This is a genomic window from Geomicrobium sp. JCM 19037 (assembly GCF_000698105.1).
Taxonomy (GTDB): Bacteria; Bacillota; Bacilli; order Bacillales; family Marinococcaceae; genus Geomicrobium_A.
In genome coordinates, this window is record NZ_BAWZ01000031.1 from 35,184 (window position 1) to 51,544 (window position 16,361).

30 protein-coding genes, 1 tRNA gene and 3 pseudogenes are annotated in these 16,361 nt (G+C 44.3%); 27 read left to right on the forward strand and 7 right to left on the reverse strand.

All coding sequences use genetic code 11. From position 1 onward, the window contains the following. Positions 1 to 28: 28 nt before the first annotated feature. The 4 genes and pseudogenes from rph (at position 29) to JCM19037_RS16115 (ending at position 2,103) form a co-directional block, all read left to right on the forward strand. A pseudogene (gene rph / locus JCM19037_RS16100) lies at positions 29 to 765 on the forward strand (ribonuclease PH). Positions 766 to 782: 17 nt separating this feature from the next. Then, positions 783 to 1,397 (forward strand): XTP/dITP diphosphatase, encoded by a 615-nt coding sequence (locus JCM19037_RS16105; protein ID WP_042402945.1) that lies wholly within the window; start codon positions 783 to 785, stop codon positions 1,395 to 1,397. After that, positions 1,390 to 1,908, forward strand: coding sequence for a YfcE family phosphodiesterase (locus tag JCM19037_RS16110; RefSeq protein ID WP_042402947.1), 519 nt, complete (start codon positions 1,390 to 1,392; stop codon positions 1,906 to 1,908). Before JCM19037_RS16105 ends, JCM19037_RS16110 begins: the two co-directional genes overlap by 8 nt. A 118-nt stretch (positions 1,909 to 2,026) precedes the next feature. After that, positions 2,027 to 2,103: transfer RNA gene (locus JCM19037_RS16115), tRNA-Arg, on the forward strand. A gap of 52 nt (positions 2,104 to 2,155) precedes the next feature. On the opposite strand, the gene JCM19037_RS16120 is transcribed toward JCM19037_RS16115, so the two are convergent. The 5 genes from JCM19037_RS16120 to JCM19037_RS16140 all read right to left on the reverse strand — a co-directional run bounded on the left by JCM19037_RS16120 (position 2,156) and on the right by JCM19037_RS16140 (position 4,903). After that, positions 2,156 to 2,818, reverse strand: coding sequence for a site-specific integrase (locus JCM19037_RS16120; RefSeq protein ID WP_042402950.1), 663 nt, complete (start codon positions 2,816 to 2,818; stop codon positions 2,156 to 2,158). Continuing rightward, positions 2,784 to 3,329 (reverse strand): N-terminal phage integrase SAM-like domain-containing protein, encoded by a 546-nt coding sequence (locus JCM19037_RS16125; protein WP_042402953.1) that lies wholly within the window; start codon positions 3,327 to 3,329, stop codon positions 2,784 to 2,786. The genes JCM19037_RS16120 and JCM19037_RS16125 overlap by 35 nt, the downstream gene beginning before the upstream one ends. Next, positions 3,330 to 3,719 carry an ImmA/IrrE family metallo-endopeptidase gene (locus tag JCM19037_RS16130; protein ID WP_152549103.1) on the reverse strand — a complete coding sequence of 130 codons (390 nt, stop codon included), beginning with the start codon at positions 3,717 to 3,719 and terminating at the stop codon, positions 3,330 to 3,332. It abuts the gene before it with no gap. Positions 3,720 to 3,876: 157 nt separating this feature from the next. Continuing rightward, positions 3,877 to 4,521 carry a hypothetical protein gene (locus JCM19037_RS16135; protein ID WP_042402959.1) on the reverse strand — a complete coding sequence of 215 codons (645 nt, stop codon included), beginning with the start codon at positions 4,519 to 4,521 and terminating at the stop codon, positions 3,877 to 3,879. Positions 4,522 to 4,531: 10 nt separating this feature from the next. Further along, entirely contained in the window at positions 4,532 to 4,903 is a 372-nt protein-coding gene (locus JCM19037_RS16140; RefSeq protein ID WP_042402960.1) for a helix-turn-helix domain-containing protein, read from the reverse strand. A 156-nt stretch (positions 4,904 to 5,059) separates the two neighbouring features. Here JCM19037_RS16140 and JCM19037_RS16145 point away from each other — a divergent pair, with 156 nt between their 5' ends. Beyond that, entirely contained in the window at positions 5,060 to 5,281 is a 222-nt protein-coding gene (locus JCM19037_RS16145; RefSeq protein WP_042402964.1) for a helix-turn-helix transcriptional regulator, read from the forward strand. A gap of 11 nt (positions 5,282 to 5,292) precedes the next feature. Next, positions 5,293 to 5,445, forward strand: coding sequence for a hypothetical protein (locus JCM19037_RS25910; RefSeq protein ID WP_193744784.1), 153 nt, complete (start codon positions 5,293 to 5,295; stop codon positions 5,443 to 5,445). Here JCM19037_RS25910 and JCM19037_RS16150 read toward each other — a convergent pair. Next, positions 5,442 to 5,783, reverse strand: coding sequence for a hypothetical protein (locus JCM19037_RS16150; RefSeq protein WP_042402966.1), 342 nt, complete (start codon positions 5,781 to 5,783; stop codon positions 5,442 to 5,444). The two genes, JCM19037_RS25910 and JCM19037_RS16150, sit on opposite strands and share 4 nt — an antisense overlap. A gap of 65 nt (positions 5,784 to 5,848) precedes the next feature. Here JCM19037_RS16150 and JCM19037_RS16155 point away from each other — a divergent pair, with 65 nt between their 5' ends. The 14 genes and pseudogenes from JCM19037_RS16155 to JCM19037_RS29525 all read left to right on the forward strand — a co-directional run bounded on the left by JCM19037_RS16155 (position 5,849) and on the right by JCM19037_RS29525 (position 13,636). Continuing rightward, positions 5,849 to 6,484 carry a Rha family transcriptional regulator gene (locus JCM19037_RS16155; protein ID WP_042402968.1) on the forward strand — a complete coding sequence of 212 codons (636 nt, stop codon included), beginning with the start codon at positions 5,849 to 5,851 and terminating at the stop codon, positions 6,482 to 6,484. Between the two features lie 10 nt (positions 6,485 to 6,494). Continuing rightward, entirely contained in the window at positions 6,495 to 6,731 is a 237-nt protein-coding gene (locus JCM19037_RS16160) for a hypothetical protein (protein WP_042402970.1), read from the forward strand. Then, positions 6,731 to 6,913 carry a helix-turn-helix domain-containing protein gene (locus JCM19037_RS16165; RefSeq protein WP_042402974.1) on the forward strand — a complete coding sequence of 61 codons (183 nt, stop codon included), beginning with the start codon at positions 6,731 to 6,733 and terminating at the stop codon, positions 6,911 to 6,913. The genes JCM19037_RS16160 and JCM19037_RS16165 overlap by 1 nt, the downstream gene beginning before the upstream one ends. An 89-nt stretch (positions 6,914 to 7,002) precedes the next feature. Beyond that, complete coding sequence (locus JCM19037_RS16170) at positions 7,003 to 7,299, forward strand: helix-turn-helix domain-containing protein (RefSeq protein ID WP_042402977.1); 297 nt, start codon at positions 7,003 to 7,005, stop codon at positions 7,297 to 7,299. 97 nt (positions 7,300 to 7,396) lie between these two features. Then, on the forward strand, positions 7,397 to 7,588 hold the full coding sequence (locus JCM19037_RS16175; RefSeq protein WP_042402980.1) for a hypothetical protein: 192 nt from the start codon (positions 7,397 to 7,399) through the stop codon (positions 7,586 to 7,588). Then, complete coding sequence (locus JCM19037_RS25915; RefSeq protein ID WP_193744785.1) at positions 7,585 to 7,734, forward strand: hypothetical protein; 150 nt, start codon at positions 7,585 to 7,587, stop codon at positions 7,732 to 7,734. Before JCM19037_RS16175 ends, JCM19037_RS25915 begins: the two co-directional genes overlap by 4 nt. Before the next feature lie 99 nt (positions 7,735 to 7,833). After that, a complete protein-coding gene (locus JCM19037_RS16180; protein WP_042402983.1) occupies positions 7,834 to 8,013 on the forward strand; it encodes a hypothetical protein in 180 nt (59 codons plus the stop codon). Further along, positions 8,010 to 8,951 (forward strand): YqaJ viral recombinase family protein, encoded by a 942-nt coding sequence (locus JCM19037_RS16185; protein WP_042402985.1) that lies wholly within the window; start codon positions 8,010 to 8,012, stop codon positions 8,949 to 8,951. Before JCM19037_RS16180 ends, JCM19037_RS16185 begins: the two co-directional genes overlap by 4 nt. A gap of 9 nt (positions 8,952 to 8,960) precedes the next feature. Further along, a pseudogene (locus JCM19037_RS16190) lies at positions 8,961 to 9,810 on the forward strand (recombinase RecT). A 179-nt stretch (positions 9,811 to 9,989) separates the two neighbouring features. Further along, positions 9,990 to 10,850, forward strand: a complete 861-nt coding sequence (locus JCM19037_RS23255; RefSeq protein ID WP_052363976.1) for a replication protein — start codon at positions 9,990 to 9,992, stop codon at positions 10,848 to 10,850. A 183-nt stretch (positions 10,851 to 11,033) separates the two neighbouring features. Continuing rightward, positions 11,034 to 11,552 (forward strand): ATP-binding protein, encoded by a 519-nt coding sequence (locus JCM19037_RS16200; RefSeq protein ID WP_238544763.1) that lies wholly within the window; start codon positions 11,034 to 11,036, stop codon positions 11,550 to 11,552. Between the two features lie 163 nt (positions 11,553 to 11,715). Next, positions 11,716 to 12,522 (forward strand): DNA adenine methylase, encoded by an 807-nt coding sequence (locus JCM19037_RS16205; RefSeq protein WP_373901090.1) that lies wholly within the window; start codon positions 11,716 to 11,718, stop codon positions 12,520 to 12,522. A 1-nt stretch (position 12,523) separates the two neighbouring features. Continuing rightward, positions 12,524 to 12,784, forward strand: a complete 261-nt coding sequence (locus JCM19037_RS16210) for a hypothetical protein (RefSeq protein WP_052363977.1) — start codon at positions 12,524 to 12,526, stop codon at positions 12,782 to 12,784. Continuing rightward, a pseudogene (locus tag JCM19037_RS29525) lies at positions 12,781 to 13,636 on the forward strand (DNA cytosine methyltransferase). The gene JCM19037_RS16210 and the pseudogene JCM19037_RS29525 overlap by 4 nt, the downstream one beginning before the upstream one ends. A gap of 50 nt (positions 13,637 to 13,686) precedes the next feature. Here the strand turns inward: JCM19037_RS29525 and JCM19037_RS16220 are convergent. Then, positions 13,687 to 13,875: a hypothetical protein gene (locus JCM19037_RS16220; RefSeq protein WP_042402987.1), complete on the reverse strand. Its 189-nt coding sequence runs from the start codon at positions 13,873 to 13,875 to the stop codon at positions 13,687 to 13,689. A gap of 88 nt (positions 13,876 to 13,963) precedes the next feature. On the opposite strand from JCM19037_RS16220, the gene JCM19037_RS29530 reads away from it, so the two are divergent. The 7 genes from JCM19037_RS29530 to JCM19037_RS16240 all read left to right on the forward strand — a co-directional run bounded on the left by JCM19037_RS29530 (position 13,964) and on the right by JCM19037_RS16240 (position 16,226). Beyond that, entirely contained in the window at positions 13,964 to 14,161 is a 198-nt protein-coding gene (locus JCM19037_RS29530) for a DUF1064 domain-containing protein (RefSeq protein ID WP_307189850.1), read from the forward strand. Then, positions 14,124 to 14,333, forward strand: a complete 210-nt coding sequence (locus JCM19037_RS29535) for a DUF1064 domain-containing protein (RefSeq protein ID WP_307189848.1) — start codon at positions 14,124 to 14,126, stop codon at positions 14,331 to 14,333. The genes JCM19037_RS29530 and JCM19037_RS29535 overlap by 38 nt, the downstream gene beginning before the upstream one ends. A gap of 125 nt (positions 14,334 to 14,458) precedes the next feature. Further along, positions 14,459 to 14,899, forward strand: a complete 441-nt coding sequence (locus tag JCM19037_RS16230) for a hypothetical protein (protein ID WP_042402992.1) — start codon at positions 14,459 to 14,461, stop codon at positions 14,897 to 14,899. A 5-nt stretch (positions 14,900 to 14,904) separates the two neighbouring features. After that, positions 14,905 to 15,030, forward strand: coding sequence for a hypothetical protein (locus tag JCM19037_RS28690; protein ID WP_255357930.1), 126 nt, complete (start codon positions 14,905 to 14,907; stop codon positions 15,028 to 15,030). A 33-nt stretch (positions 15,031 to 15,063) separates the two neighbouring features. After that, complete coding sequence (locus tag JCM19037_RS16235; protein WP_042402995.1) at positions 15,064 to 15,327, forward strand: hypothetical protein; 264 nt, start codon at positions 15,064 to 15,066, stop codon at positions 15,325 to 15,327. Positions 15,328 to 15,666: 339 nt separating this feature from the next. Then, positions 15,667 to 15,834, forward strand: a complete 168-nt coding sequence (locus tag JCM19037_RS24525; protein ID WP_152549105.1) for a DUF3954 domain-containing protein — start codon at positions 15,667 to 15,669, stop codon at positions 15,832 to 15,834. Positions 15,835 to 16,040: 206 nt separating this feature from the next. Next, positions 16,041 to 16,226, forward strand: coding sequence for a hypothetical protein (locus JCM19037_RS16240; protein ID WP_152549106.1), 186 nt, complete (start codon positions 16,041 to 16,043; stop codon positions 16,224 to 16,226). Positions 16,227 to 16,361 lie beyond the last annotated feature (135 nt).

Here is a 16,361-nt window from a genome sequence, read left to right on the forward strand (position 1 = left end):
ATGATCAAAGAGGAAGTAGGGTATTCAGTTGAGGAACGACGGAAGAGAAACGAATGATATTCGTAAAACAACAATTGAAACAAATTATATTAAACATCCAGAGGGATCGGTACTCATCTCAGTCGGTGATACACGAGTCATTTGTTCAGCGACAGTTGAAGAACGGGTTCCTCCTTTTTTAAGAGGTCAAGGAAAAGGCTGGATTACCGCAGAGTATAGCATGTTGCCAAGAGCGACTGAAAAGCGCAATATTCGAGAATCATCAAAAGGGAAAGTGACAGGTCGCACGATGGAAATCCAACGATTAATTGGACGAGCGTTGCGAGCGGTCATTGACTTGATAAGCTTGGTGAACGAACGATTTGGGTGGACTGTGACGTAATACAAGCAGATGGTGGAACGCGAACGGCCTCGATCACAGGCGCTTATGTTGCTACAGCCCTAGCGTTGTCCAAACTACTAAAAGATGAAGTGATTCAAGAGCAGCCCCTCGTTGATCAACTCGCTGCAGTCTCTGTCGGGATTAGTCAAGAAGGCGAAGTGCTTCTTGATTTATGTTATGAAGAAGATGCGTCTGCTGCTGTCGACTTGAATGTCGTTATGACAGGCAAAGGTGAGTTCGTAGAGTTACAAGGTACAGGAGAAGAAGCGACATTTTCAGCGCGACAACTCACACACATGTTAGAGTATGCAGAAGCGGGGATTTCATCTTTACTTCATATTCAACAAGACGTGCTCCAGTCTGCAGAAGCTAGAGAATCTTAAAAATAGAGGTGAGATGGATGAAAAAGATTGTGTTAGCTACCGGCAATGAAGGCAAAAGAAAAGAATTTGAGCGCATGCTCGAAGGAAAGGCCGAAATTCAATCGTTAAAAGATTATCCGGACTGCCCAGAAGTTGAAGAAACAGGTACAACATTCGCGGAAAACGCCAAACTCAAAGCCGATTTTGTCGCACAGTACACGGGGTTACCCGCTCTCGCTGACGACTCCGGTCTCGAAGTTGATGCCCTTGATGGTGCTCCCGGTGTGTATTCTGCAAGGTTCGCGGGACCTGAGAAAGACGATGACAAAAACAATCAAAAACTACTCGATGAGCTTCGAGACGTCTCTGACGCGGAACGTACGGCGAGGTTCGTGTGTGCACTCGCTTATATCGACCCAAACAAAAAGACCGAAGAGATGATCCTTGGCCATTGTGAAGGGACAATCGGACGAGAGCCAAAAGGGGAAAATGGTTTTGGTTACGATCCGCTTATGTATATCCCGTCCTTTGGTAAAACGTTGGCGGAGATGAGTGCTGATGAGAAGAACAAGATCAGTCACCGAGGACGTGCCTCGAGCAATTACAGAACGTGTGGAACAAACTGTAACAACGGAGGTGATCGTGATGACTAAACTTGTCGTACTGAGTGATACACACGGCGATCGTGAATGGCTTAACCGAATCTATGAACGTCATGCCACTGAAGCGGACGGCTGGTTCCATTGTGGCGACTCGGAACTTAATGGAAATGACCCACTAGTGCAACCGTTTCGGATTGTAAACGGAAATACCGATATCGATATGCCGTTTCAAGACGTTCTTGAAACAACGGTTCAAGGTGTGAAAATATGGCAAACACATGGGCATTTGCTCCGTGTAACCCGAGGCAATCACGAAGCGCTTCATAGCATTGCCAAAGAAAAGGGTGCACGTATCGTCCTATACGGTCATACACATGTCGCTGAAGCACATGAACATGAAGGCGCGTTGTTTCTAAACCCTGGTAGTCTCGTGCAACCTCGCACGGACCGGCCACCAACGTATAGTATTGTGACAATCGCTGAAGGTCAGGTGACGTCCATTCGATTTTTGGAACGAGACAGTGGCAAAGAAATCGAAGATTTAACGTGGCAAGCGAAGTAACCGTTGATTGCTGCTCATTAAGCAGCAATCAATCCCAAAAAAATTACAAAAACCGATTGACTCATTAGCAATTTTTAGGTACTATATTAATTGTCGTCATTAACTCTTTTTCACCTTTGTCCCAGTAGCTCAGCTGGATAGAGCAACAGCCTTCTAAGCTGTGGGTCGGGAGTTCGAATCTCTCCTGGGACGCCATTTTCATTTACTTAACCACGTTTTTGACGCAAGATTGACGCAAGATTTTATTTTACCCCTCTTTTTTGGAAAAGAATTGCTCGAAAAGTTGGGCTGCCTCACGATCAACTTCAACAATTGAATGACCGTATATATCCATCGTCGTTCCGATCTTTGAATGACGCGCTCGAGAGCTGATGGATTTCATTGGGAGATTTTGAGAAATTAAAAACGTAATGGATATATGACGTAAATCATGAAACCGCACCTTCGGGAGTTGGTTTTTTTTAATGAATCGAATCCACCACTGGCTGATTGAATCTGGTCGAATGGGACGGCCGTGATCATTGCAAAATAGAAATACATTATCTGGATACTCCCACTTATCCCTCATGAGCATCTTCCACTTCTTTTTATCAAGAAGTAGTTTCTCGACCATCACCATAAGAGTCTCCGGTATGGCTGCTACCCCCTCTAAATGATTTTTGGTAGGTATGATTTCTACCCCGCCTCCTGACATCTCACCTAGAGATTTATCAATTCGAATAGCACATTCGTCGATTAATATACTGTTGTCGTCCAATGCCGCAATTTCTGCTTCCCTTGCTGATGTTATAAAAGCAATCCAAAAGAGTACTTGCTTGTCAAATGGCTCTGTCTTTATCGCATCTATTAATTCCCAAATTTGCTCTTTGTTGTAGTTAATCTGAGCCTTGCTTGACCCTTTTGATGGCAACTTGACCCCTTTCGCCGGATTCTCTTTGATCAACCGTATGATTGGGCACATTTGAGCAAGCTGTTATACGCCTTATACACATTGTGGATCGATGACGGCGATAGGCGCCTGGTTTGTTATCTAAGCGGGAACCGTCTTTTTGTAATTCTGAGATGTAATTTACAATGTGGATGGTTTTAATGTCCTTAATTTTTTTATGACCAAACCGAGGTAACAAACGCTTTTCAATGATTTTTACGTTTTCTTCTAAGGTTGCCTTTGATCCATAGTTAATAGGTGCGTACTTCGTTGCCCATTCCTTTTCGTACAATTGGTGTAACGTCATATTTTCAGGACGGATATAATTTCCCGATAATAATTCAGCTTCAAACTTCGCAAGTTCTTTTCGAGCTTCGGAAATATTTTTTGCTCGTATCGTTTTATATTCCCGATCCGCATATCCGCGAGCGTCTACTCCCACCGTTACTTGTAGTTGCCAACTATCTTTTCCGCGTTGCCGTATGCTTCCCATTTATCTCACTCCTAGATTTTGATATGGATCATAGTAAATTTGCTCGACTCGCTTCTTCGCTGCCCAGAGCGGGACGTCAAAAGCCCTGGCGATGTCGTGATAGGTAACGGCACCGTGGTGTCTAAATTGCTCGCCGACGAGCTTGCGTGGCATGGATGCGTAAAGAGCTCCGATGTTTGCACGCCATTCTGATAACTCGATAAACATAGGGTGTGCGTATCTTTGGTCAAAGTCGTCCAAAACAAAGTGCGTAAAGTCATGATAAAATAGCAAATTTTGTTCCGATTTGGTTGCACGCTTGTCCATCCAGATTGTCCTAATACCCATGTCGTCACTACCGATTGTAGGTCTGCGATGCCATTTTAATTCGATTAAAAATGTCTCGGCCATCTTTTCAATGTTTAATTGATCGATAGTTTTGATTTGGTTTAGCTATATACTCTGTTGACAAGACTTTCAATAATAGTCAAAAAACCACCCCTGGACCAAACGTGTGTTCTCTTTTTAGTTTTTATAAAACCCGGAATTCTCCGGGCAGTAACTTAGTTTAAGATTCTTCCTCTGCAATGACGGCTTCGATGTCGACAATATCACCATTATCTTTATATACATGGTATTCACCTAGAATTAACCCTGTACCGAGATCGCTTGCGTCATGCTGTTCTCCATCAACATATTCGTAGACAGCCACATAATAGTAGATACCTAAGTCATTAGCGCTTGTGGTTGTGCCATTTGTAAAGTCAATAAACCAATGCACACCGTCATTTTCTTCCCAATATTCGTCGGCATACGAAAGTAAATATTCATGCATTAAAACGCCATTGGAATGTTCAACTTTTTTCCAACTATCAGTGTTGTCGTTACGCACACTCATAGTGGTGATAGAAGAGAGTTCATTAATATCGCCATCAGCCGTTCCGACAACATGATCTCTATCTTCTATTTCTGTATTTTTTTCTTCGGTTTCATTATCCGATACATCTACCTCAGCATCTTCTTCAACACTTTCATCTTCTCTGGTTATCTCTTCAACCTCTTCGATTTCAACAGCTTCATTTGATGCATCTGCTTCCTCAGCACCTTCTATTTCGTTTGATTCAGCAGATTGCTCCTCGTCATCGCTGCAAGCGACAATAAAAGAAGCGCCAAATATAAAGATCATGGGTAACAATAACTTCTTTTTCCTCACCGTATTCCTCCTAGCTATGATCGAAAGGGTCCTTTTTGTCTTGACCGAATTCTTTTTGCAACTTCCTTCGCTTCTTGTTACGTTCCCGCACAAACTCCAAAATTTCTTCAACTTCTTCTTTTTCTTCATCGGTCATGTCCAGGAAACCGCCATAAGCGTAAACTCGTTGCTCAGTTTCTGATTGGCCAGTTTTGTGGCCGAGCAAAAAGTCTGTTGTAACATCGAAATAATCCGCAATCTTCTTTAAAGTTTCATAATCAGGCTCTCTTGATCCGTTTTCATAGCCTGAATATGTTGTCCTAGGGATTCCTAACCTTTTAGATAACTCGGTTTGACTTACCTTCAATTCAGTTCTTAATTTAGATAATTTATCAGCGAGCATAGCCTACTCCTTACATTGATATGCCATCAGTATACATGACTCAATAAGAGTCATAAACAAATGACGCAAAAAGAATCAAAAAGGTATTGACTTGACTCAAAACGAGTCTTATAATGTTAATCAGATAGACGCAAAACGAGTCAAGGAGGGTCGAGAATGAGAAAATGGCTTGCTGACTTAAGAGAAGAAGCAGGATATTCTCAACAAGCGTTAGCTGATAGAATTATGATTTCAAGAAGTCACTTGTCAAGTATTGAAGTAGGGACTCGAGATCCAAGTGTCGATACAGCAAAGAGCATCAGTTCGGCATTAGGATTTCAGTGGACGCTTTTTTTTGAAGATAACGGACGCATATCGAGTCGGAAAACAACTGCATAGGAGGAATTCAAATGAACGAACAAACGATAGAAGCCGCCACTGATAAAAAGACGACCTCTAAAGTCATTCCTAAGCATTCTTTCTGTTCATTATGCAAAAGAGAGCGCCATTTACCTGAAGCGAAATATTGCTCCTCATGTGGAAATGAACTAGCAGTTCATTAAAAAGGAATGTCGTCATCTGTGAGCTTGGGTTGAGGATCGGAAACTTCCACTTTTGGATGATCGACTTTAATTAATCCTTTGCGATTAAACAGTGAATCAGTTCCGCACTTAGGGCAGAAAGGAGTATCGGGTTCTAAAGCGTATTCCTTATCTTCTGTGTCATGAGCCACTTCATTATTGCCGTATCCACTAGTGAATTTTGTAGTCCCAGTGCACTCATTGCGAATAGGAAACCCGCATTCAGTGCAGTGAGTATGATCTTCTTTTAAATCAGTGATTTCGTTAGAGCAATTCAAACAGTTTTTTACGAAAAAATTTTCATGAAATTCTATCGCCATATCTTCACCCCCTTTACCTGTCCTATTCGACAGCTAGGGACAAATTCCTACAAGGAGGCAATAATATGAACCAACTAGTTTTCATCAAAAACCAAGACGTAGTAACCGACAGCCAAACAGTAGCCAAATCTTTCGGTAAAAGACACAACGATGTGTTAAGAGACATCAGAAACATGGAATGTAGCCCAGAATTCAATCAGCGCAATTTTGCGCAGATCGATTACACAGATGATCAGAACAGAAAGTATCCAAAGTACATGATCAAGCAAGATGGCTTCGCTTTTCTGGTTATGGGCTACACGGGCAAAGAAGCTGCAAGATTTAAGGAATTATACATCAATGAGTTTAATCGAATGAAGCAGCAATTGAACAAACCAATGACAGTAGAAGAAATGATTATCGCTCAAGCTGAATCAGTGCGAGAGGTGAAACAAGAAGTCGCTGACATTAAGCAAGTGGTAGACAACGAGGTTTGGGTCAACGAACGGATGAAGAAACAGATACAAGACACTGTATCTCGTCGTGTGTTTGCATTAAGACGCCAAGGGCATGAAGCCCACTTTCAAACCATCTACTCGGCGCTTAAAAGGTATTACGGTGTCAGCAAGTACGACAAGATACCGCGGAAAGACTTTGATGAAGCAATCCAGTATATCGATGGCTGGTTCCCGAGAGAGAAAAAGAAATCACAACTAGTATGAGGTGATCCCCATGAGCTATGAAGTTGTCAAAGAGCGGTTTACGGAACTTGCTATCACAGAGAATGTCAGGGCATTAACGGAAATGGAGTTAGCGGAGTTACACGAAAGCATGATTTACTTGCAGAATTTTTATCACGAGGCAGGAAAGATCAAAGAACTAATGTACATCGCCCATATCACTGAAGACTGGGATTGGTTGCATCAACTGTGTGCACGACTTGATCAATTAGAAGGGAGGATGGATTGATGGAGAAAAGGACCTGGGACGCACAGCAGGTGGCGGATTACCTCGGCGTCCACAAACACTCGGTGTATAAACTGGCGAAGCAAGGAGAGATCCCACATTTTAAAGTATTGAGCAGGATATTTTTCTTGGAGGAAGAGGTTGAAGCGTGGATTATGAATCAAGCAACGATGCGAGTTGGATGAACTAATCACATCATAACTTGACCTACAGCCTGCAATCTATGACAAACAGTCATTTATGACAATCCATCATATTTGGGAGGTGAGACGATGTGGACGGCACGCAAGCATTAGGCAAAATATTCCGCAAAGCACGCAAAAGACAAGGCTTAACGCAACTGGCACTAGCGGCAATGCTCAACATAGACCAGGCTATAGTATCTCGTGTCGAGAGCAGTAAGATGATCCCGGATTTTTACACTACGCAGGAGTGGGCCAAACGCTTAAATTGCCAAGACGCTGTTTTGTTTAGCTTTTTAGGCACAGACGCCCCGGTGGTCATCCAACAGATGGTGGAGACGCTGTCAGGCGTAGCAGGATTTATATCACTAATAGGAGTGATCACATGAGCGAGAAAGCGCAAGGCGTGTTGCTTGTAGGATTGTTTGCAACTGGATTATTGGCGGCGTTGACAGTCGCTCACATCAATTTTTGAGGAGGCTAAACATGATCGAAAACACAATGCTACTGCCACACAAATATCTTGATCCGGTCGAGCCGATGGTTATAGGCGAGTGTGAAGGATGCAAAGACAATGTGCATGAGACAGATGAGCATTTGGAGATTGACGACGTGCTTTTACACGACGACACAACTTGTATAGCGGCATACATCAGAGAGGTGGCAGTGCGCAGATGATCACTGAGCAAGACGTAAGATACTACATTGTCAATCACATTAAGGTGCTCGGCTTAAAGCGAGGCATTAGGCAGGTAGCAATGAGATTGGGATTTAGCGAGCAGACAGTTGTAGATCTTTATTTGGACAAAAAAAGAGCCGTTTGAGCTGCAACTCAAAACGACTCTGGGGTTAAACACAATAAATTATATCCCCAGTATACCGTATGACCCCGCGGTTATCAACTGGGCACAGGAGGCGGCAGAATGACAAAATATAACGTTACCGTAGTGATTGAAGTCAGAAAAGAAATCAAAGTGGAAGCAAAAAGCGCAGATGCTGCTATTAACAGAGCGAAGCATAAAAACGCACAAGGTGACGCCGTTACGAAACGCAGTTCCGAAGAGACTCATTATACCGCAAGGGTGGCAGGTGATTCGGAATGACACAGGCAATGATAAGCACAGCCGATCTAAGTCGTGAGGAATGGCTCAACTATCGCAAGCGAGGTATTGGAGGATCAGATGCAGCCGCCGTGCTCGGCATCAGCAAGTATAAAACACCGTTTGAGGTGTGGCATGAAAAATCAGAGGATTACGTGCCAGACACGGACGATCCAAGCGAGGCCGCGTATTTTGGCAACATCTTAGAGGATGTTGTTGCTACCGAATTCGCAAGAAGAACAGGTAAGAAGGTACGCCGAAAGAACTTTATGCTTAAACACCCTACATTTCATTTTATGATCGCTGACGTGGACCGTGTAGTCGTAGGTGAGGACGCAATTTTAGAGTGCAAGACTGCCAATCAGTTTTTGGCCAAGGATTGGGACGGTGAAGAGGTGCCGGATGCTTACCTGGTCCAGGTGCAACACTACCTCGCTGTCACAGGTAAGAGCAAAGCATACTTTGCCGTACTAATCGGCGGACAGCGCTTTGTATGGAAAGAGATTGAGCGCGATAACGAACTCATTGACATGATTATCCGCCAAGAAAAAAAGTTTTGGTATGAGCATGTAGTGGCTGGCGTTGCTCCTGCATTAGACGGTTCAAGCGCAGCAGAAAGGTACATCAAAGAGAAGTACCCGGAATCGGAGAAAGAGAAGGTTGTGAACCTCGGCAAATCGGACTTGGAGAATCTTAAACAGCTAGAGCATATTAAGGAACAGATTAAGCTACTAGGCGTTCAAAAGGCTGAGATCGAGAACAACATTAAAAATCAAATGCAAGACGCTGAGACGGCACTCACGACGGAATTTAAAGTCGTATGGAAAAACGTTGTTAGACAAGGACTTGATACCAAAAAAATAAAGAAAGAAAAGCCCGAGCTTTATGACGAGTATTCGAAGGAAAGCGTATCACGACCATTCACAATCCAATCAGTATAGGAGGCTCTTATGGCTACCAACACATCACTTAAAAACAACCTGCAAAAGAATAACGGTCAAGCTCCAGCACAGCAAGGCACGACGCTCAAAGGCTTGCTCGAAAGTCCGGCAATTAAGAAACGTTTTGAAGAAAACCTCGGCAAGCGATCAAGTCAGTTCATTACGAGCATCGTAAATCTTTATAACTCTGAAAAGATGTTGCAGAAATCGGAACCGATGAGCGTGATCTCGTCAGCGATGATTGCAGCCACAATGGACCTGCCGGTTGATAAAAACCTAGGCTATGCTACATCGTCCCTTACGGCAACAAAGCCACGTTTCAGATTGGCTACAAAGGTTGATCCAGTTGGCATTGAGAACGGGCCAATATAAAAATATTAATGTGATCGAGATCCATGAGGGCGAGTTGCAAAAATGGAACCGTCTCACCGAAGAGATCGACATTGATTTCGAAGCGAAAGAATCCGATAAGGTGATCGGTTACGCAGGGTTTTTCGAGCTTATCAATGGGTTTAGAAAAACCGTGTACTGGACCAAGTCAGAAGTTGAAGCACACAAGAAGAAGTTCAGTAAATCCGATTTTGGCTGGAAGAACGATTGGGATGCAATGGCGAAAAAGACCGTTATCCGCAACCTGTTGTCCAAGTGGGGCATCCTTTCCATCGAACTACAAACAGCGTATGTCGAGGACACAAAGGATCCTAGCGATCGTAAGGAGATTAACGATGATAGTGAATATGTGGACTTCGAGGTTTCCGAGGTGCCTAATGAACCAGCAGATGAACCTCCAGCTGAAACGAAGAAAGAAGCAAAGCAAAAAGGATCAGCAGAAGACCTCGCGCTGAAATTTGAAGAATGAATGACGAATACCGGGTGCTTCTCCCGCCTTGGATAGTAGCTATTAGGCGGGAGAATGAATCCCAGTTTAAGCAGTCGGTGATTAGTTACATCGCCAAAGGGCGGCCTGAGTACAAGGTGATAAGTGTCAAGGGTAGTTATGCGATATGTAGGCGCAATAGATAGGGAGGGGGATAAATCGTGGCAAATCCGCAGAAAGAACAGGGGTATACGGCAGTTGCCAATGAGATTTTAGAGGAAGTAGCCATACGTAAATTCAGCAGTACACAACACAAAATCCTATTGGTGATATGGCGTTATACTTACGGCTTTCATCGGAAAAGCCACGCTTTCTCTATATCCTTTGTGCAGAGCAAAACTGGGCTTAGCAAAGATGCTTCCAAGCGTGGCATTAAAAGTTTAATTGATAAAAACGTAATCACCGTTGTTAAAGAAGCGTCGTTCAATGGGTCCCGAGAGTTGATGTTCAACAAAGATTACGAGACATGGAAAATAGTCTCAGATGCTCCAGAAAATGTTGAAGAAATGGAGCAAAATACCTCTAATAACTCACTGGGTGCAGATAGTAGTACAGGGGGCGGAATAGCACCCCCTACAGGTAGCGCGCCAGCACCCCCTACAGGGGGCGGAAGCGCACCCCAGTTAAAGAAAGAGAAAGAAAGTAAAGAAAGAGTAGTAGTAGACGCGCGCAAGGAAACCCCTTTCTCGTTTTTTGAACAGAACTTTCACATCCTCAACGGTCACATACAAGACAAGATCGGCAACTGGTGCGATGACTTAACTGAGGAAGTCGTGATGGAAGCGATGAAGATTACTTCTGAAAACGGGGTTCGGAAATTCAGCTACACAGAGTCAATTTTACGGGAGTGGTTTAATCACTCTTTAACCGATATCGAAAAAGTAAGAGCGCACGAGCTCCACAAAAAGGAGGCAAAACCAAATGCGAGACATGGGAACAATCCTCAGCGAGATATGGGCAAAGGCAGAACAGGCCAAGAGCAATTCGTCCCGGAGTTCGTCGGACGATACAAGCGTGCATAAATGCCCCCGTTGCCGTGATATTGGCGGGTGGGTCGAGTCTACGGACGATAAGCGCGAGTTTTATGTTAAATGCCCGTGCCTTAAACAGCGCAAAGCCGAGGAGCTACTTGCGGGCAGTGAGATGACCGATGAATTTAAGAAACTAGGTTCTCACAATTTGAGATTGACGGCAAGCCCCAAGCGATCAAGGATGCCTACCAAACGGCGCACGATTACTACACGGCATTTTATGAGGTGCGTGAGGATCGACAAAACAGCATTGCCTTGCTCGGGCAACCGGGTAGCGGCAAAACGCACCTATTGTCAGCTCTAGCAAATAACCTCATACGCAAAAAAGGCGTGGCGGTGCAGTACTTCCCGTTTGTCGAAGGGTTTAATAACTTGAGAGATGATCTGAGTGCATTGGACGGAAAGATTGACCGGATGCAACGTGTAGATGTGTTGTTAATTGATGACCTGTTTAAGCCCGCAAAAGGTGAGCCGAGAGCCACAGCATGGCAAGTAGACCAAATGTACGCAGTAATCAATCACCGGTATCTCAATCACAAGCCGGTCATGGTATCGTCTGAGCTTGATATAAACGCCCTGTGTAACGTCGATGAGGCACTAGGTACTCGGATTTTTGAGATGTGCAAGGACTTTATCGTGACGATACAAGGTGATCGTTTTGAGCTTAATCACAGATTGGCAGGTGCTATGTAATGTGCAAAACATGCGATGACACCGGGACGCTATGGACAGAACTAGGCTACGGGTGCGTGGTCACCCAATGCCCGACTTGCACGGACGAGGATCGGAGGCTCAGGCAAGAGGAGAGGGCGCGGTTGCTCGCGAAGTGGGAAGCGGATATGAGGAGGTGGGCGGTGTGATTCCAAGGATCTTGCATTATCCAGGTAGTAAGTGGCGAATCGCTCAGTGGATCATTGAGCAGATGCCGCCGCATGAAACGTATCTTGAACCATTCTTCGGATCCGGAGCCGTGTTTTTCTCAAAACCACCTTCAACCGTTGAAACGATAAATGATCTTGATAGCCAGATTGTTAACTTGTTCCGGATCCTACGCGACCAACCAACCGAATTGGCCAGAATGATCGAATATACACCATTGTCCCGCGAAGAGTATTACAGCAGTTACGAGCAAACAGGCGATCAGATGGAGGATGCCCGGCGGTTTTTGATTAGGTGCTGGCAAGCGATAGGCGCTAAGACAAGTGACCGCACAGGGTGGCGAAGCATCATTAAAGCAAATGGACCCAAAACGACAAGAGAGTGGGCGCGACTGCCAGACAAAATCACGGCAGTATCGGGACGATTAAAACAAGCGCAGATTGAGCAGCAGCCAGCTCTCCAATTATTGGATCGATACAAGCGTGAGGGAGTCCTGATATATGCAGATCCGCCTTATATCATTGAGACGAGGACCAAGCGCCACTATAAGCACGAAATGACAATAGACGACCACATTGATCTACTAGACGCGTTAAATGATCATCCAGGGCCGGTGCTGTTATCCGGTTACGCACACAAGCTGTACGATGATCGTTTGAGAGGTTGGAAGGTTGAGACACGGCAAGTAGCCGCAGAAGGTGGAGCAACGCGAAATGAAGTATTGTGGCTCAACCCAGTCGCCGCAGATTGTTTATGGGATGAGACTATGCTAGGAGGCGGTTAGCGTGAGAGAAACGATCACATTGCAAGAATATCTAAACGCTGAAAAAAAAGGAATATCTCGAAAACTAGTGCAAGTAAGGCTGAGACACGGTTGGAGCAAAGACCGTGCATTAACGCAGGAGAAAAGGGAGTTTAGCAATGTCTTTGACGAGTGGGTTAAATCCACAAACGGCATTAGTTATAAAACATTCCATAAGCGTCGTGAGCGTGGAATGGATGCGGATTTAGCAGGCACTAAGCCTGTGAGGAAGATGCGAGCATGAAATCCCTCGAACTATTTGCCGGCATCGGTGGAATTAGTTTAGCAGCAGAGTGGGCAGGCATAGATACAGTTGCTTTTTGCGAACGTGAACCTTACTGCCAAAAGGTACTAAATAAGCATTGGCCGGACGTACCGATATTTGATGACGTTACAACACTAGATAAATCAACCCTAGAGGAAAGAGGTGTAGACGTTGGAGCAATTGAGCTTATTACCGGAGGATTCCCTTGCCAACCTTACAGTATCGCCGGGAAGCGACAAGGCACGGAAGATGACCGCGACCTCTGGCCAGAAATGTTTAGGATCATCGAAGAAATTAGACCCCGTTGGGTTGTTGGTGAAAACGTTGCTAACTTCGCAACAATGGAGCTCGACCGGACGCTTTTTGACTTGGAACCATCGGTTACAAAGGGCGCGCGGTTATATTACCGGCTTGTGCCATCGGCGCCCCGCACAGACGAGATCGGACGTTTATTGTGGCCTACGCCGAACAGTTGGGACGCGAAGAGGGGGCCGTTATCCAAAAAGGAGATGGATACTGGCGATCACATGACCAATTTAATTACGGCAGTGAAGCACTGGCCAACTCCGACATCAGAGAAGGGGATGAATGGAGGGGAACAGGCGAGAGATATGATGTCAGTCCTGGTGAGCAAAGGGAAAATATCAGAGGAAGAGAAAAACCAAATGCTATACACAACACATGGTGGGCAACTGAACCCGCCGTGGGTCGAGTGGCTCATGGGGTTCCCGATCGGTGGACAGAATTAGAGGACTTGGAAACGCAGTAGTACCGCAGCAGATCTACCCGATATTTGAAGCGATTATAAAAATCGAAGAGAGCAACAAGTAGGAGGCAGCCGGTGAGTGAACTCATCGCTCCTCTCTACAAATCAACTTTTGTTATTGGGATTTACTTGCTCTTCGATCGCTGAGAATGGGGTGAACTAATCCCCAATAAACGGTACCTCCGAGCGTAATGCTGATAACAAATGACCAATTAATCTCATCGTCAAAAAAGAATGTAACAAGAAATGCAATTACAAAATGGCTCAACGACCCTTGAAGGGTGTACTTTAGTCGTTTATTCATAATATCAACTCCAAGCGTATATCTATTGAAATTACCCTTTAAATTAGGTGATCAAACAGTGAGGAGGATTTACATGGCACAGCTTAGGATGGCTGCTGAGGAGTATAACAAGCGTCAGCGTAAGAGGCGTAGCAAGTACCACAACAAACGCGTTGAGGTGGACGGCATTACGTTTGACAGCAAGCGAGAGGCTAGATACTACCAAGATCTGATGCTGCGTAAACGGCTGGGATATAAAAGATTTTGTAATGCAGCCAGAGTACTTGTTGCAAGATGGTTTCCGTAAAAACGGAGTGACGCACCGGGCGATCAAATATAAAGCGGATTTTAAGGTGTATCACATCGACGGGTCGGTAGAAATTGTGGATGTGAAGGGCATGGAAACCGAGGCTTTTAAGTTGAAGCGAAAAATGTTTGAAAAGCAGTATCCTGACTTATCGCTAAAAATCGTGAGGTGATGATATGGCGAAAACAGTGGCTACAGAGGACTTGGAGCGTCGTATCTATTTCACTACAAAAAAGATGGGCACATTCGGCTGTTTCGAGGTAACGATAGGATTTGGTGGCAAAGAGCGAGTGATATATGACCTACGATACTAAAGGAGTTTGGCGCTGTTATGAGATTAAAACGTCGGTGTCGGATTTCAGGAGCAAAAGCAAAAATACCTTTGTTGGTCATCTGAACTACTATGTAATGCCACATGAATTGTTTACCAAAGTGCGAGACGAGATCCCTGCACACATCGGTGTTTACGTTAATGGAATTAGTGTAGATAAACGAGCGAAAAGACAAGAGTTATTGATAGATGAACAGGTGCTCAAGGACTCTTTTATAAGGTCATTGGATCGAGAACACCAAAAATTTTATAAAAGCCAGAGTAAAACAATCATTCAAAACACAGAGAGAAAATTACGTAATTTAGAACAAAGCAAAGAAAGATATCAGCAGGAAAATCGTCGATTAACCATGCACCTTCAGCACAAATTTGGTCGTAATTGGAGACAAATTATTGGATGGGAGTGAACGCGGTGAGTGATCAGTTATGTGGATCAGTTGAGAGGATAAACAAATCGATTGATAAGAAACTCGAGATTGTTACAAAACGAATGGACGGGAAAGAGCGAATGGCATACATGAATGTTGATGGCGGCTAAAAGAATCATAAAAGAAGAGGTGGAGGGATCGGATTGACCTTTAAATTCGGCGATGTTCTAGAAAATGGATGGACAGGGGAAGACAATCCCGGCAGAAAGGCAATATTCCTTAGGAAAACTAAGAAATTCATTCATGTCATGCATTTTGATGGGACTCTAAGTGAGTTTTATAACGATAAAGATCACCGTTTAGTAAAAATTGGTAGCATCATAGATCAAAATAAACTAGACCATTTAAAAAACGAAATGAAGATAAAGAAAGCTAATTGGAGGAAACGACATGAAACCGAAAAATAGTGAGCAACTCAAATGGCAACGCGAAGTGATTAGGCAGGAGATCGAGGCGGACAAGGCGGAACAGCGTGCGAGAGAGATTGCGGGGAGGTTGTAGGATGCCACCACTTTACTGGTACGAGTATCTTTACAGACCGCCGGGTCCGTGGTGTCAGCCGCCTAATATGGCAGAAATCGACATGTTTTATGGCAAGTATGGTGCGGTGGCATATCGACGGGAGCTTACGGTGGATGAGTTTTTAAAATACGAGTTGCAGAGGTTATATAGATAAAAGACAAAAAAAGACCCCTTGCGGAGTCTGTACCCACAGAGAGTATACCACATACACGGGAGGGGTCGCATTGTTTAAGACGGCGGAGATTGATTTGAGCAAAGATGCGGTGTTGATTATAAAAGGCGGCGAGATTACACAGGTGGAGAAGCCAGTCACGGGGTTTGGAGAGCAAGTCATTACATGGCAGGACCATAAGCTGGTGCATAAAAAGGTATCGGCGACAGAGCGATTGTAGGAGGCGGTGAAAGGTATCTATATTGATAATTTTTTATTCGACTGGGAAATAAATGATGACGGCGAAATTTTGTTGAGATTTCAAATTGAGGGCGTTGAGCATTCGTTAGGAATCACAGAAAGAGACGCTTCAAGATTTCTGCACCTTTTTCAAATGAAGGCGCTCGAAAAATACAAATTCTAATTAAATAAATGGGAGGCGGTAAGGTGAGCGAAGAGAAAGTTAACTACAGACAAATAGATTTTGATGAAGCTATACAAATGATCGCGAAAAAAGAATGCGGAAATCTCTACCTACAGAAGAACGCAGGTATTGAAAAAAGCACGAATTTTACATTCCCACTACAAAAATTGCACGAATATACGTGGTTTCGGAAGGAAATCGTTAGTTAACTAAACAAGCTACCGAAAAAATCGGGGCACTGATTGATGCAGCAATCGCTGTGTTAGTTGGTGCTCTTTTTAGTTGGGAGGGATTGGATGGCGGAGCAGAAGAAGCCAAAGAAACCAAAGGAAAAGCTATCTGAG

Excerpts from the sequence above, each read along its gene's own strand:
- JCM19037_RS16105 (WP_042402945.1), top strand. The coding sequence starts at position 783 with ATGAAAAAGATTGTGTTAGCTACCGGCAATGAAGGCAAAAGAAAAGAA.
- JCM19037_RS16110 (WP_042402947.1), top strand. The coding sequence starts at position 1,390 with ATGACTAAACTTGTCGTACTGAGTGATACACACGGCGATCGTGAATGG.
- JCM19037_RS16125 (WP_042402953.1), bottom strand. The coding sequence starts at position 3,329 with ATGGGAAGCATACGGCAACGCGGAAAAGATAGTTGGCAACTACAAGTA.
- JCM19037_RS16130 (WP_152549103.1), bottom strand. The coding sequence starts at position 3,719 with ATGGCCGAGACATTTTTAATCGAATTAAAATGGCATCGCAGACCTACA.
- JCM19037_RS16140 (WP_042402960.1), bottom strand. The coding sequence starts at position 4,903 with ATGCTCGCTGATAAATTATCTAAATTAAGAACTGAATTGAAGGTAAGT.
- JCM19037_RS16145 (WP_042402964.1), top strand. The coding sequence starts at position 5,060 with ATGAGAAAATGGCTTGCTGACTTAAGAGAAGAAGCAGGATATTCTCAA.
- JCM19037_RS25910 (WP_193744784.1), top strand. The coding sequence starts at position 5,293 with ATGAACGAACAAACGATAGAAGCCGCCACTGATAAAAAGACGACCTCT.
- JCM19037_RS16150 (WP_042402966.1), bottom strand. The coding sequence starts at position 5,783 with ATGGCGATAGAATTTCATGAAAATTTTTTCGTAAAAAACTGTTTGAAT.
- JCM19037_RS16155 (WP_042402968.1), top strand. The coding sequence starts at position 5,849 with ATGAACCAACTAGTTTTCATCAAAAACCAAGACGTAGTAACCGACAGC.
- JCM19037_RS16160 (WP_042402970.1), top strand. The coding sequence starts at position 6,495 with ATGAGCTATGAAGTTGTCAAAGAGCGGTTTACGGAACTTGCTATCACA.
- JCM19037_RS16165 (WP_042402974.1), top strand. The coding sequence starts at position 6,731 with ATGGAGAAAAGGACCTGGGACGCACAGCAGGTGGCGGATTACCTCGGC.
- JCM19037_RS16175 (WP_042402980.1), top strand. The coding sequence starts at position 7,397 with ATGATCGAAAACACAATGCTACTGCCACACAAATATCTTGATCCGGTC.
- JCM19037_RS25915 (WP_193744785.1), top strand. The coding sequence starts at position 7,585 with ATGATCACTGAGCAAGACGTAAGATACTACATTGTCAATCACATTAAG.
- JCM19037_RS16180 (WP_042402983.1), top strand. The coding sequence starts at position 7,834 with ATGACAAAATATAACGTTACCGTAGTGATTGAAGTCAGAAAAGAAATC.
- JCM19037_RS16185 (WP_042402985.1), top strand. The coding sequence starts at position 8,010 with ATGACACAGGCAATGATAAGCACAGCCGATCTAAGTCGTGAGGAATGG.
- JCM19037_RS16220 (WP_042402987.1), bottom strand. The coding sequence starts at position 13,875 with ATGAATAAACGACTAAAGTACACCCTTCAAGGGTCGTTGAGCCATTTT.
- JCM19037_RS29530 (WP_307189850.1), top strand. The coding sequence starts at position 13,964 with ATGGCTGCTGAGGAGTATAACAAGCGTCAGCGTAAGAGGCGTAGCAAG.
- JCM19037_RS29535 (WP_307189848.1), top strand. The coding sequence starts at position 14,124 with ATGCAGCCAGAGTACTTGTTGCAAGATGGTTTCCGTAAAAACGGAGTG.
- JCM19037_RS16230 (WP_042402992.1), top strand. The coding sequence starts at position 14,459 with ATGACCTACGATACTAAAGGAGTTTGGCGCTGTTATGAGATTAAAACG.